The sequence below is a fragment of the Pseudomonas sp. Q12-87 genome, assembly GCF_001269755.1.
Taxonomy (GTDB): domain Bacteria; phylum Pseudomonadota; class Gammaproteobacteria; order Pseudomonadales; family Pseudomonadaceae; genus Aquipseudomonas; species Aquipseudomonas fluorescens_S.
On the sequence record NZ_LHVI01000029.1, the window covers coordinates 103089 to 116837 of the forward strand.

Genomic DNA, 13749 nt, shown 5'->3' on the forward strand with positions numbered 1-13749 from the left:
CATTTTCCCCAGCGTGGCCTACCTCACCTCAACAATTTGCGTAAACAAACACCTTCAACTAGGTTGAGATCAAGAGAAATCGTTCGCTTCGAACACTAGGTGACACACATACCTGAAAACCGCCTTGATCGGTTGTTATGAATCAGTAGTTCCGTGGCACTGCCCATCAGGATTAATAAAGCCTTATTTACAAAGGCAGGGCCATGTAACTTGATTTTATGGAATTTTTCACAACAAGGAGTAGTTAAGTATGACCTGGGGAAGAATGAAAGTACGTAATGCCTGTCCGTTTCCGGTAACCTTCTACGCACTTGCAGGCCCTACGCTTGAACTGGCTGCCAACGATACACAAACGGCTCATGCTTGTTTAATTTGGTTTTCTACAAGGGTTAAAGGCCCCGGAGATGCTATCAATCTTAGCCAGTGGGAACAGTTCTCTGGTGATTATGTACAACAACTCGATGATTTGGGATTCGACTCCGCGGACTGGGATGAAGGAGGAAGCGGAGCGGCTGCCGGTTCAATTTTGGGCTGGGCCGTATCACAGCTATCGGGAATATTTAAGGTAAAGAACACCAACCCCGACGCCGACGCTTATTTTGGTGCAAAAAAAGAAGGGGTCTACGGCAGCTCGGACTTGGTTGTTTATGCGACGCTCGACCCAATATACAAGTTGGATCATAGCCATAAAATCTGGTATCTACATCTTGAGCATGACAAGGGTCAGATCACGCCTCCTTACAACTCTGAGCCGCTGTATGTCAAGCCGAATCTGTCTGCCTATGCGGACACTATGTTTGTCCGCGCCTGCAATTCATCTGGGTACTTGTCCGCGACTCCAGACAAAGAAGGCGTTGAGATTTTGGATCACTCCGAGCCCTACAACCCATTGGAATATCCTTCCTATTGGTCTATTCAGCCAGAACACGGCAACGATACTAGAGAAATAAAGATACTGAATGTCTATGCGCAAAAATGGCTGACAGATTACTCCTCAAGCAACAACAAAGTCGGTTTGTATCCGTTAGGGTATGCGGACTATGAGGACCAACATTGGGACATTACGGAAATAAGTAAGAATCCGGAGGTGGTCACGATAAAAAACAGTGCCACCGGTCTGAACCTTTTTGCCAACAACAATGCTGGCATTGGCGTCTATAATCCAGACTATCCCGACCAACACTTCACTATACAGACGTTCACCGTCAACGCAGAAAACATTCCTGAGGGGGTGACCTTTAGGATTATGAATGCGCAAACAGGAAAATATATTACCATCAGCGACGCAGGAAAAGCCTATATCGCGGACACCGACCAAAACAACCAACTATTTTATATAAAAAACCTTGATGGGGATCTGAAAATATGCAGCGTCGCGTATAACTCATACCTCACTTTTTATTGGAACGACAACGACAGTGAATTGGCCACCTGTTCAATGGAATACAATGCTTACGAGCATAGCCCCGACCAGGTATGGGAATTCAGCACCGACCCTGAACTCGCCGGCGTGTATATAAAGAACAAACTGGGCATCCAAAAAGGCATGCCTAACCTTTATTACAATACCAATGGCGTGTTCGGCTTATACTCTGGTAGCTTTCCAGATCAGCTTTGGGTCTTCCAGCTAGAAACAACCGATCCCTCTTAAAGAAGCAAAACAGAGGGATTTATTTGAAAAAAGGTCTTGTTAAGCAAGACCTTTTTATTTTACAACGGCAGCTGAGCGCTACCTCACCACAACAATATCCAGCGCCCGATTCGCCAACGGCTCACTCAACTCAATCACCTGCAAAATCCTCAACGCCACATGCCGCCGCGGTCCTTCAAGATCAAACGCCAAATCACTGATCATCGCGTTTGCCGAAGCCAAGCTATCACTGAGATTCGCAAGCAAACATTCAGAATCAACATCAGCAGCAATGCGGAAAATGGTGTTGGGATTGTCAGACGTTTCGCTTTTAGGCTTGGACTTCAAATAGAAATCCAAAGCTCGCGTGGCAGCGTCGTCGATTTTTTTTGTTGCGGGCGGAGTGGGAGCGGAAGACGTGTTCGTCTGTATCAGGAGGATTCGGAGTAACTTTCGCCATCTACTTAGGTTCCTGTAAGTGATGCTGAAACCATCTCGCGACTAAACCCAATCACTGATGAGCAGTGACAGGTCCCAAACTACCGATGCAGCCCGAGGCGAACAAGCCGGCGGATTCTGGCGTAGTTGTAGGCAAAGGCGCAAGGCGACGTCGGCTGGCGAATTGCGGTTGCCCAATGACTGACAGCCCCATCTGACGTTTTAATTGCTCCGCCCCTCAACATCCAGCCCTACCTATATTCAGGAAACCGGAACGACCACTCCAAGAAACCTCCTACATCGCGCCCCTCTCTTCCCGCGTTAGCGTCTGTACCGCACTCACTGGACGAGACTCACGACGTGGCGACGCGCAAAAAAGACATCCCTCAGGTCCGAAACCCATCCGGTGGTGACGGGCACTACGTCACTTATCGGGACATGACCGCCAGCGAACTGGCCGAGCGCGACGCCCGGCAGCGGGCTTATGAAGCCATGCTTGCCCGCCAAGCAGCCTACGAACAGGCGCGCTGGGCCACGGTGGATAGCAAGCCGTTATCCAGCGTGACCGGAAGCGTGTTCGCCAAAAGCTGCAAGCTCCCCAACGGCATCATCGATTACAGCAACCCCAACGGCTACGTCCCGGCAGATCTGGTCAAGCAGTACGGCGACCTCATGTGGCTCGGCGGCCGGAGCGCCGACTCATCCGGCACGATTCCCCTCAAGCAGATCGGCGCTGCCACGGTACCCGTTACCTTGAGCAGGCTCGCGCTGGGCGGTTCGGCAACTTCCACGGCTGCCGCTGCGGGCGGCACCGTAGGCGCGGCCATGCTGACAGGTATTGTCGCCCTGCTCTGGCCGTCCAGCCTGGGCGACAGCGCGCTTTACAGCGAAGACCAGCTACGCGACATCAAGCAAGCCCGCAGCCGCATGCGCTTGAGCATCGAGCAGCAGGCAGACGGCAGCCTCAAGGGCTACGGTTTCTACACTGGCCAGCATCCCGATTGGGAAATGGTCGATGTTGTCCAATTCACCCCCCGCGCCGATCACTTCATCGCCGACCTGGGTGATGGCATCGAACTGATCTGGACCCCGGCCACCAACCCGTCCGACACCCTCGGTATTCCCGCCCTGGAAGCGGCGCCCCAGGCACCGCCAATTTGGATCTATCCGCCGACGCCGATGGCCGACAGCATCATCGTCGACCCGATCTATCCGCCGGAGTACAGGGATTTCATTCTGGTGTTTCCGGCGGATTCGGGGGTTCGGCCGGTTTATGTGGTTTTGAGTGTTCCGGGGGATCACAAGTACTACACCCCCCCGTCACTGCTTCCTGCGTTTCCAGACGCTAAAATTGCCCCATCCAAAACGTTTGTACGTGGCGGCGGCGTTAAACGTCGAAGATGGAAGGACCGTAAAGGCAAGATTTATGAATGGGACTCACAGCACGGCGCTGTAGAGCTATACACAAAACAAGGTCAACATCTGGGTGAGTATGACCCGATAACTGGCGAACAAACCAAACCCGCTAACCCGATAAGGAAAGTAGAAAAATGAAGCCGATTGTTGAAGTTTTTGATATGACAACGGAAGAATTAATACAGACAGTAGAAGTCCCAGACGCCTATATGGACCAGTTGGCTGCGCTTATGGGTTGGACAGAGCCTGAGGATTTTTGCTTTGTCTATGATTTGTTGCCACCGCAGATAAAGACGATAGAAGAGTGGACACAAACACGCTTTGGCGGTGATAACCGAATCATTCAGATCGTTTGTATTGAATAGGCATAAGTATTAAACACGATCGCGCAAGCAAACTTTCTTCGAATAAGAGATGACGCTTTGTGCGACTTAACTCGGCGAGCGACTAAACCCGATCACTGATGAGCAGTGACCGAACCCAAACTACCGATGCAACCCAAGGCGCACAAGCCGGCGGATTCTGGCGTAGTTGTAGGTAATGGCGCAAGGCGACGTCGGCTCGTGAGTCTGGCCGTCCAACGCCTGACAGACCCGGCATAAAAATCTTTCAGTTCCATCCCTTCCCGCAAAGCTCCCATCCGCTCCAGCAAAGTCCCCGGCCAATCCGTACCCCGATAATGTCCACTTCGCTAGCCCGCCCCTTACCGCCAGCACCCTATAAACCCCATGAACCTACGCACCTTCATTCGCAGCTATTGCCTCAATTCCAGGCTCGCCACGAATGCCCTACTCCGCCTGCACCGGACGCTCTCTTCCCTGGTCCGCTATCTGGCCCGGCAAGGCTTCGATTCCAACACCTGGCCGGCCACCCGCGACGAAGGCGCCCTGGACCGTCGCCTCAACACTGTGTGCCCAGAGCTGGCCGCTACTGTGTTCAGCCACGCCCGCGAAGGCATCATGCTGGTCGACCCATTCGGCCGGGTCATCGCCGTGAACGAGGCTTTCACCCGCCTCACCGGTTACGCGCCAGAAGAAATAAAAGGCCGCGAACTGAATGCCCATCGCATGGTGCGTCGGCTCGCGGCGTTTTATGGGCCGATGAAAATTGCGCTGGATTTCCACGGGCATTGGTCCGGTGAGATTCAAAGCAACCATAAGGATGGCCGGGAGATGACGTCGCGGATCAGCATCAGTGCGGTGCACGACCGGCACGGCAATGTTCAGCATTATGTGGCGCTGCTCAGCGACATGACGCAGATGAAGCAGCGCCTGCAGTTGTTGGAGCGGGATGCCCGGTATGACGCGCTCACGCAATTGCCCAATCGCTTGCTGTTGGCCGAGCGCATGCGTCAGGCGTTGGGCAAGGCGCGGATTCATCAGCATAAGGTGGCCATCGCGTTTATTGACCTGGATGGGTTCAAGGCGTTGAACGACAGTTATGGGCATGACTGGGGGGACCGGGTGTTGCAGATCGTCGCAGCGCGGATCAATGCGACGCTGCGCGAGAGCGATACGTTGGCGCGGCTGGGCGGGGATGAGTTTGTCGCGGCGTTGGTGGGTTTGCAGGAGGCGGAGGACAGCGAGCCTTTGCTCAAGCGGATGCTGGCGGCGGCGAATGCGCCGATTTTGATTGGTGCGCAAACGGTGGAGATCGCTGCGAGTATCGGCGTGGCGTTTTTTCCGGAGCATGGGCTGGAGGTCGATGGACTGATCAGCAAGGCGGATCAGGCGATGTACCTGTCGAAAAAGGCCGGTGGTAATCGCTTGGCGTTTTGTCCGACCCGCTGTCTTTCGGTCAATAACGAAGCCTGACGGTGGTGCCGACGGTTCGTTCGTTGCCGGTCATGACACCGTAGTCGCCGGCGCCGAGCAGTGAATAGACGGCAGTGATGTACTGACGGTCGAAGACGTTGCGCACCCAGCCTTCGACTTCCCACGCACGGTCCTGGCTGCGCAGGCCCAGGCGCAGATTGGTGAGGCCGTAGCTGGGTTGATAACTGCCTTCGCCGCCTTCGAGGGTGCCGTAGTAACCGCTCCGGAAGCTGTAGTCGACGCCGCTGTAGGCCTCCAAGCCGTAGGGCAACGGGTGGGTGTGGTCGAGGCCGCTGCTGAGGTTCCATTCTGGCGCGTTGTAGACCCGGTCGCCGCTGAGGTCGCAGGTCCATTGGCCCGAGGCCGGTGGGCATGGGGCGTTGGGGAAGCTCCGGTAGCGGGCATCGCTCCAGGCCAGGCCGAGGCGCCCGGTGAGTTGCGAGGTGAGTTGCCAGGCCGAATCCAGTTCGATGCCGCGCAGGCGGACTTTGCCGACGTTGATCAGGTTGTCCCGCAGCGGTGGCGCGAACACCGACGTTGGCGGGCTGTAGGTCAGCGCTTGGTAGTTGTCGACGTCGGTCTGGTAGACGGCGAGGTCGAGCAGCGCACGGTCATTCCAGAAGCGCGTCTTCATGCCCAGTTCCAGCGACGTAGCGCGCTCCGGCTCGAAGGTCGGCGCGGTGAACGGGCCGACCACGTCGAAGTTGATGCCGCCGGCCTTGTAGCCCCGCGACCAACTGACGTAACCCATCACGGCATCGCTGAAGCGGTAGCCGGCGCTGAGCAGGCCGGAGACGTTGTCTTCTGCAATCGAGTCGTCGCGGTAATAGCTTGCGCCGAGGGCGATGTCGCGTAGCAGTTGGCCGCCCGCCTGGAAAACCGGCGGCAGTCCGGTCAAAGGTGCGAGGTTGCTGACGTCGCGGGAGACCCAGCCGTCCTTGCGCTCTTGGCTGTAGCGCAGGCCGCCAGTGAGTTCGAGGGGGTCGATGGGGCGCCAGGAGATCTGGCCGAAGACTGCCCGGCTGTCGCCCTTCTGCTCGCCGCCGTAATGTTGCCGGGCGCCGTCCAGCAGCATGGCCGGCACCTGGCTCGGATCGGTGATGTTGATGCCCAGTTTCTTCAGTTGCTCCAGTTGATCACCGACAAACCAGGGCGCGGCGTCCTTGCCGAATTCGGCGTCGATGTCGCGGTCGAGCTGTTGGCGCAGGTAATAGAGCCCGGCGACATAATCGATGGACGAACCGGCGGTGCCGGACAGGCGCCATTCCTGGCTGAATTGCCGGTGCGCCAGTTCCGTCTCGGACTGCGCCACGGAAAGCGCGGTGCTGTCGCCGTCGCGGGTGGCGCGGTAGTCCCAGTCGCGGTAGGCGGTGATGCTGGTGAAGCGCATCGCCTCGTCCAGGTCCCAGTTCAATTCCAGCGAGACACCGTTCTGCAGGGTTTGCGGGCGCCCCGGCGCGTCGATGCGCGTCTCCCGTTTGTAAGGGTCGGGCTCCGCCAGCGGATAGCCAAGGAATTTGGCGCGCTGGCGGGTTTGCTGGCTGTAGTGATTGACCAGCAGCACGTTGCCGGCCTCGTTTTGCTCGGCATAGTCGGCGATCAGGCGCGCGCTGAAATCCGGGTTCGGCGTCCACAGCAGCTGCCCGCGCAAACCTTGGCTGTCGGCGTCGCCGAGGCGGGCGCCGTCTTGCAGGTTTTCCACCGAGCCATCGGAGGCGCGGTCAAAAACATTGAGTCGTCCGGCAAGCACGTCGTCCCGCAGCGCCCCGGAAATCGTTCCGCGATATTCGCGCAAACCGCGCTCACCGTAACTGGCTTCGAGGTTGGCCTCGGGTTGAAACGTCGGTGGACGGGTGATGATGTTCAGCGCGCCCGCCGTGGTGTTCTTGCCAAACAAGGTGCCTTGCGGCCCGCGCAGCACTTCGATGCGCTCGATGTCCATCAACTCGGTGAAGGCCATGCCCTGGCGCGCCTGGTAAACGCCGTCGACGTAAGTGCCGACGCTGCCTTCCAGACCTTCGTTGTAGGCGGTCGCGCCGAACCCGCGCAGGCCGAAGCCGGCATAACGGGCGTCATGGCCGGACACGACCAAGCCGGGCACCCGTTGCTGGATGTCTTGAAGCGTGTGCAGGCCGGCCTCGTCCAACTGCTCGCCGTAGAGGACGTTGATCGGGATCGGCACGTGCTGCGGGTCTTCCTCGCGGCGGCGAGCGGTGACGGTGGTTGCGTCGAGGGCGATGACGTTTGGCGCGGACGGCGGTTGCTCTAGCGCGGCAACAGACATCCAAGGCAACGCCGAAAGGCTGCCGAGCCAGAGCAGCCGGTAACCCATCCCCGACATGCTATTGCTCCCGAGCCATCGCGCGGTGCAACGTATCCGAGCAAGCCAGCGTCTTGACCCTGGCCAGCAATTCGCGGCTATCGGCGGGCTTGAGCAGTACCGCATCGAATGCCAGGTCTTTTGGGTAGCCTTCCGGCCTGCGTGCCGGGACGGCGGAATACAGCATCACCGGAAGATGGCGCCAGCGCTCGCGCACATTGCGCAGCAGTTCCCAGCCATCCATGCCGGGCATCATCTGGTCGCTGATCAGCAGGTCGACCGGCTGCTGCGCCAGGCAGGCCAAGGCGTCTTCACCGTTCGCCACCATGCTCACGTCAAACCCATAACCGGCCAGCAGGTCGTAGAGCCATTCGCTGTTCTGCTCGATGTCGTCCACCAGCAGGACATGCTTGCCTTGGCCATCAAACGGCGCGGCATGGTTATCGACGATGCCGATTTCAAGGTCGTGTTCCTGGGCGCAGATCAATTGCAGGCTGAAACTGAAATGGCTGCCGCCCCCCTCGGCGGTTTGCGGTTCCAGCCGGCTGTTCATGCGCTCCAGCAGTTGGGTGACGATGGACAAGCCCAGCCCGCTGCCTTCGTAGCGCTGCGCATTGCGGCCGCGGCGGAACGGTTGCAGCAGTTGTTCGAATTCTTGCGGATCGATGCCGATGCCGGTGTCGATCACGCTGAAGCGCAGCCCGACGGTTTCAGGCGTCGCCCCCGGAGTCGCGCTCACTTCGAAACCAATCTGGCCGTTGCGAGTGAATTTCGCCGCATTGGCCAAGAGGTTCATGAGGACCTGTCGGAGGCGTTTGAAATCGGCCTCCACGAGCGGCGGCAGATCATCCGCCAGCACCGCCTCGAAGGTGTTGCCCTGGCGCGCAGCGAGAAAACTTGCCTCATCGGCGATCTCTTGGAGAAAGCCGTAGAGGTAACCCGGCGCGAGGGTCAGTTGCATCTGTTCCAGCTCGCCACGGGAGAATTCGAGCATCTCATCGATCAGCTCCAGTTGCTGGCGGGCATTGCGCTCGATGGTGGCCTGGTAGTCGCGGTTGGGCCCGGCGTGCAGCAGGCGCGCGTAGTCGATGATGCGCACGAGCGGCGAGCGCAGGTCATGGCTGATCCGCGCCATCAATGCACTGCGCGCCGCAAGCGATTCTCGCAACTGGGTGGTGCGCAGGGCCACGGTGCTTTCCAGGCGTTCCTGCTCGGCTTGGCGCTGTTGTTCGAGGCTGGATAGGGCATGCTTTTCGCGATGGCGGCTGCGGCTGACTTCCATGATCAGCGTGCACACCAGAAACGCCACGCCCGGCAGGGTCGAGGACAAGCTGTATTTGCTTTGCGGCGACTGCCAGGGCAATTGCTCCTGGGGGAAAAACAGCCGCATCAGCAATTGCGCGAACAACAACCCCGGCACCAGCCAGGCCATCCAGTGATAAGCGAGCCGTCTGCGCCAGGCCATGAACAGCGTGGCGAGGAGCACGCCGTAGAAACTCATCAAGGACAGCTGGACCCACTGCGCGCCCTGGATAGGATCGACCTTCAACCACCAGAGTCGGCCAAGGACACAGCCCAACAGCGGCAGCCAGTAGCTCCAGCCAACGATTCTGGGCAGCCGGGAAACCTGCAGCAGCACGCGCATGTAGGCCAGGAACAACACGAACGAGACCGCGCTGGCGCACGTCAGCAGCTCGCGGGTCCAGCCCAGCACGCTGGGCCAGTAGATCAGGTAGCCGTTGAGGATGCAGGTCAGCAGGATATAACTCAGCACCGCGCCGGCATTCACGCTCAGCAACCGGGAGCGCAAGATCCAGCCCACAATGAAGCCGAACGGGACCACCAGCAGGACAATGCCCAGGGTGAGCCCATCGCTCAGGTAAGTCCGTTGCTGACTGCGCAGCAGCGCCGGTTCGGACCACAGTTCCGGCTCCAGCAGCATCTGGAAATGGCTCGTCACCCGGACGTACACCGTGGCGCTCTGTCCTGCCGCCAGCGAGACCGGGAACGCCGGTTGCCGCGCCGCCGGCTGCGGCCAGTCGGCCAGGGGATGGGCGCCGCCGGCATGGGCATCACGCCAGCGCCCGTCGGCAAACTGATAGACGCGGACGTCTTCGAGGCGCGGCGCCCCGACTACCAGCAAACGCGAACAGGTCGCAGCGCTGGAATTAGTGAATTGCAGTTTCAACCAGAAGGCCGAGCGGCTATAGCCTTGTGACGGCCAACTCGGCGTTGCGGCGTGGAATCGCGTTTCGGGCAGCTGCGCGATTTCTGCCAGGCTCGACTTTGCCTCGACGTCCTCGAAAATCCGTATCGCCGGCATCACGTCGAGGTATTCAGACTGGCAGATATCCACAGGCGCCGCCCGCAGCAGGCCTGTGGATAACAACGCCATCGCCAGTAATAGAACCTGTAGAAGCCGCATCAGACGCGCCCGGCCGACTCTGCATCAGCGATGCCAAGGGTCTGCTGGCGAAACTGGCTGGGCGTCATGCCGATTCGCTGGCGAAAGGCCGTGGTGAAGTTGCAGGCACTGCGAAAACCGATCAGTTCGGCGACGTCCTGCACGCTCATGGCGCTTTCGCAGAGCAATTCCTGACCGCGACGCAGCCGCGCATCGCGGATATAGGCGAACACGGTCAGGCCCAGGAATTCGCGGAAGATCCGTGAGAGACGTTTCTCATGGGTACCGACTTTTTGCGCAAGCTGGACCAGGGACGGCATGTCATCGAGGTGCTGTTCAATGAGCCGCATCGCGGCGCGCAGCACGATCTCGTCGCCTTCCGGCTCAGGACCTGCCGGGCTGTGTACACCGGCCAGCGGCGCGCGCCAGGTCAATTGCAGGTGGATCTTGATACGCGCCAGCACTTCTTCGGGCGCGCAGGATTTGGGGATGTAATCGACCCCGCCGACGGTCAGCCCTTCCAGGCGCTCAAGGGTGCTGTTAGCCGAAGACAAGAACAGAATCGGCGTGTGCCGCGTCGACGGCGCCTCGCGCAGCAGCCGGCACAGGCTGAAACCGTCCATGTGGGGCATGTGCACGTCCAGCACGATCAGGTCTGGCCGCAACGCCAGAGCACGCTGATAACCCTGATGGGCATCGCTGGCCAGGGAAATACGCCAGGGTTGCGTCTTCAGCAGGACGAGCGTTGCGCGGATATCCTCCGGAACATCGTCGATAAGCAGAATATGCGGCAGCGGCTCGGACGACGCCGTCGCGCCTACAGCCACAGCCGCCCGCCCTTCGTATCGTCCGTCGTCCATTCGCCATGTTCCTTATCGTGCTTTTGCCAATTAATTGCCGGAAAGCCAAGGTTTTGCAAAGCCAATCGATGGATCGGTAAAAATCGTTATACCGATAGCGGCAGGTCCAGCGAAGACTTGAAGACGGTGAACCCATGGCCGCACCAGCGCTGGCGACCTATGCTGATGCGGTCTCACTTCGACAGGCAGGGCTTTGATGATCCAATGCAAACGCGCCTATGAAGCAGCGAGCGCCGAGGACGGCGTGCGGGTTCTGGTAGATCGCTTGTGGCCGCGCAATTGTCGCAAGGATACGCTGGTGATTGATGAGTGGCTGCCGCAGGTCGGGCCTTCCCATGAGTTGCGCAAGGCGTTCAAGGCGGGGGCGATTTCGTTTGCCGGGTTCAGCGTGGCGTATCGGCGGGAGCTGGCGGGACGGCCGGAGCATTGGTGGAAATTGGTGGATGTTGCGCGGGGTGGGACGTTGACGTTGGTTTATGCGGCCAAGGCAACGGCTGAGAACAACGCGGTGGTGTTGGCCGAATGGCTGGAGGACGAGGTGGAAAAACGCGCGGAAGCCAGTTCGCCGGTTTGTTATCTCTCAGATTTTCAGGACCGGTGATATGAAATCCCGTGGCGAGGGAGCTTGCTTCCTCACCACGGGGATTGGTGGTTGCCTTGGGTGTGCGGCTAAGATGGCGCGTAGAGAAATCACAAGGAAGGCAGGCGTGATGCAATCGCAATTTGATCCCTTGGTTCATATCGATTGGAAGGCACCCGGCAACGACTTGCTCGGGTTGTTGCAGCATTACTATCCCGACATCGGTGTGTTTGCCGGCCCGGTATTCGAGGCGCTGTTGGATGAGTTGTCCAACGAGATGCCCGAGGTGTGCTTCGAGGCGTTGGCGCCGGTGTTGGCGAGCCAGGGCTATGACCTGTGGAATCTCGATGCCGGTGGCGATGATTATCGGCCGGTGGTTGTCCCGGTCGCTCAGCGCGAGGCGTTTGCCAAGCATTGGCAGGGCCAGCGTGGCGAGCTGCGATTCACCGCGAACTTGATCGAGCCACCCAAGCCTGCCTCCGCCGAACGCAAACCGGCCAAACCCAAGGGCCGTAAGGTGAAGTGGCTGCAGGAAGTCCATGACTATCCCGGCGCCACCTATGTGCATGAGTACAACTACCGCAACGGTTGGGCCGCGATCACCGAACAGGATGAAGATCAGTGGCTGTGCTTTCTGATTGATTACAACCAGTGGCCGCCCGCTGAGCAGGACATGCTTGAACACCGGAGCGATGGGATCGATGGCGCGGATCTGGCGCTCATTGATGCAGATGCCCAGCATACGTTGTGGCGCCGTCGGGTTAAGCGCGGTGATTACAGCGCAGACGACCGGTACACATACGAAACTCGTCAGGGTCATGCCATTGAGCATTTCGGACCTGCCTACGTGGAATGGCCAGGGTTTGAAGAGCCCTGCGTGGTGCTGGGGTCGCTGATATTTGAACGTCAGCGCCTTTACGAACCCGAGCATTTGACGCGGATCTGGCGGATCACGGCGGACAGCAGCGAGGTGATTTTCGAGGACGCGGATGAACTGACGATCCTGCCCCTCGGCCCTGGCCGCTTGCTGTTCATGCAACACAATGGGCCGAAGTGCTGGATCTGGAATCAGGACACGCCCCAGCAAACCATCGCCGCCAAACCGATGCCCGCCGAGGCTTATAAGCTCAGGGCGGCAAGCGCGTATCTGGGGGGCGATGAGATTTTGCTGTTCAGCGAAGGCGCACGGCAGAACGTCGAGCATTCGGGTTATCAGGAAACGGTGCTGTTGGCGTGGCGCTTCAACTTTGTCACCGGGGCCAAGAGTAAGGCAACGCTGGACGGTTTCGGCAGCGAACTGCGCCAGGACACGCGCTTGCTCGTCACCCAGCCGAAGCAGGTCATCACGTTGCGCACGTTTCATGGGCAGCTTCATGTTTCGCGAGGGCACGGTGATTGGTGGGTGTGGAACTACCAGACCAATACGTTTGGCTCGCACACCCTGGTCTGGTTCTGGAATCAGGGCAGTGATGAGGTGGTGAAGCTGTCTACCAAGGACATTGTGCGGATCAAGCCGAGTATTCGTTATGTGCCGGCACAGGATCGGTACCTGGCGTTCGAGACGGCGTTTGTGGCGCGGTTGCCCGCGTTCAGTGAGATGGTCGAGGCCAAGGGGAGTGAGGTTCTGTTTTTTGAGTGACGGGCCTCTGCCGCATCCTCTTCGACCGTACGCTATCACCGTGGTGAGGGAGCTTGCTCCCTCACCACGGTGATAGCAGTGTTCTCACACGAGCAGCAACCCGCGAAACCCTCGCGCCGCGTAATACGACTGCACGCCGTTGTGGTAGACGAACACCCGGCCATAACGGTAGTCGCCGAAGATCGCTCCATCGAGCGAGCGAAGTTCAGGGGGCGTTGCCAACCAACTGGAGGTTTTGGCATCGAACTCGCCGAGCGTTTGCAGGGCCCGGTATTGGTCTTCCGTCAGCAGGGCGATACCCATCGCTTCGGCCATTTCCATGGCGCTGCCTTTGGGCTTGTTCTCCTTGCGTGCGTCCAGGGCTGCGCGGTCGTAGCAGAGGCTCCGGCGGCCGGTCGGGCTCTCTTTGGCGCAATCGCAGAAGGTGACAAGACCGGTTTCTTTATCGTGGCCGATCACGTCTGGCTCGCCGCCCGTGGCTTCCATGGCTTGAAGGGATTTCAGGGTGTTGGGGTTGTTTTCCAATCTGGATTGGACGTCGGCCCAGGCGATGTCTGGATGACGCTGGGGGTTTTGTTCGAAGCGGGTTTTCAGGGTTTGGATGAGGTTGTCTTGTTCTTGTTTTTTCATGGCTTGGGCGTCCGCTGG

General features: G+C 58.9%; 11 protein-coding genes. 6 read left to right on the top strand and 5 right to left on the bottom strand.

From position 1 onward, the window contains the following. Nucleotides 1-250 precede the first annotated feature (250 nt). Nucleotides 251-1651, top strand: a complete 1401-nt coding sequence (locus AD663_RS22245) for an RICIN domain-containing protein (protein ID WP_053214541.1) — start codon at nucleotides 251-253, stop codon at nucleotides 1649-1651. A 78-nt stretch (nucleotides 1652-1729) separates the two neighbouring features. Here AD663_RS22245 and AD663_RS22250 read toward each other — a convergent pair whose 3' ends face one another. Next, nucleotides 1730-1978 carry a DUF6124 family protein gene (locus AD663_RS22250; protein ID WP_256217235.1) on the bottom strand — a complete coding sequence of 83 codons (249 nt, stop codon included), beginning with the start codon at nucleotides 1976-1978 and terminating at the stop codon, nucleotides 1730-1732. Nucleotides 1979-2428: 450 nt separating this feature from the next. Between AD663_RS22250 and AD663_RS22255 the strand changes: the two genes are divergently transcribed. From AD663_RS22255 to AD663_RS22265, 3 genes are all read left to right on the top strand, one after another. Beyond that, complete coding sequence (locus AD663_RS22255; protein WP_053214543.1) at nucleotides 2429-3622, top strand: colicin E3/pyocin S6 family cytotoxin; 1194 nt, start codon at nucleotides 2429-2431, stop codon at nucleotides 3620-3622. After that, a complete protein-coding gene (locus AD663_RS22260; protein WP_003185221.1) occupies nucleotides 3619-3849 on the top strand; it encodes a hypothetical protein in 231 nt (76 codons plus the stop codon). The genes AD663_RS22255 and AD663_RS22260 overlap by 4 nt, the downstream gene beginning before the upstream one ends. 363 nt (nucleotides 3850-4212) lie before the next feature. Beyond that, nucleotides 4213-5298, top strand: coding sequence for a sensor domain-containing diguanylate cyclase (locus AD663_RS22265; protein ID WP_053214544.1), 1086 nt, complete (start codon nucleotides 4213-4215; stop codon nucleotides 5296-5298). Here AD663_RS22265 and AD663_RS22270 read toward each other — a convergent pair. The 3 genes from AD663_RS22270 to AD663_RS22280 are packed head-to-tail and all read right to left on the bottom strand — an operon-like array spanning nucleotide 5282 to nucleotide 10882. Then, on the bottom strand, nucleotides 5282-7639 hold the full coding sequence (locus AD663_RS22270) for a TonB-dependent receptor (protein WP_053214545.1): 2358 nt from the start codon (nucleotides 7637-7639) through the stop codon (nucleotides 5282-5284). The two genes, AD663_RS22265 and AD663_RS22270, sit on opposite strands and share 17 nt — an antisense overlap. 1 nt (nucleotide 7640) lies before the next feature. Next, complete coding sequence (locus tag AD663_RS22275) at nucleotides 7641-10043, bottom strand: 7TM-DISM domain-containing protein (RefSeq protein WP_053214546.1); 2403 nt, start codon at nucleotides 10041-10043, stop codon at nucleotides 7641-7643. Further along, nucleotides 10043-10882, bottom strand: coding sequence for a helix-turn-helix domain-containing protein (locus AD663_RS22280; protein WP_172680628.1), 840 nt, complete (start codon nucleotides 10880-10882; stop codon nucleotides 10043-10045). Before AD663_RS22280 ends, AD663_RS22275 begins: the two co-directional genes overlap by 1 nt. Before the next feature lie 196 nt (nucleotides 10883-11078). Between AD663_RS22280 and AD663_RS22285 the strand changes: the two genes are divergently transcribed. Beyond that, on the top strand, nucleotides 11079-11483 hold the full coding sequence (locus AD663_RS22285; RefSeq protein ID WP_053214547.1) for a DUF488 domain-containing protein: 405 nt from the start codon (nucleotides 11079-11081) through the stop codon (nucleotides 11481-11483). 109 nt (nucleotides 11484-11592) lie between these two features. Continuing rightward, entirely contained in the window at nucleotides 11593-13101 is a 1509-nt protein-coding gene (locus AD663_RS22290; RefSeq protein WP_003185234.1) for a hypothetical protein, read from the top strand. An 84-nt stretch (nucleotides 13102-13185) separates the two neighbouring features. Here the strand turns inward: AD663_RS22290 and AD663_RS22295 are convergent, their stop codons facing one another. Next, entirely contained in the window at nucleotides 13186-13731 is a 546-nt protein-coding gene (locus AD663_RS22295; protein WP_003185236.1) for a DUF4256 domain-containing protein, read from the bottom strand. Nucleotides 13732-13749 lie beyond the last annotated feature (18 nt).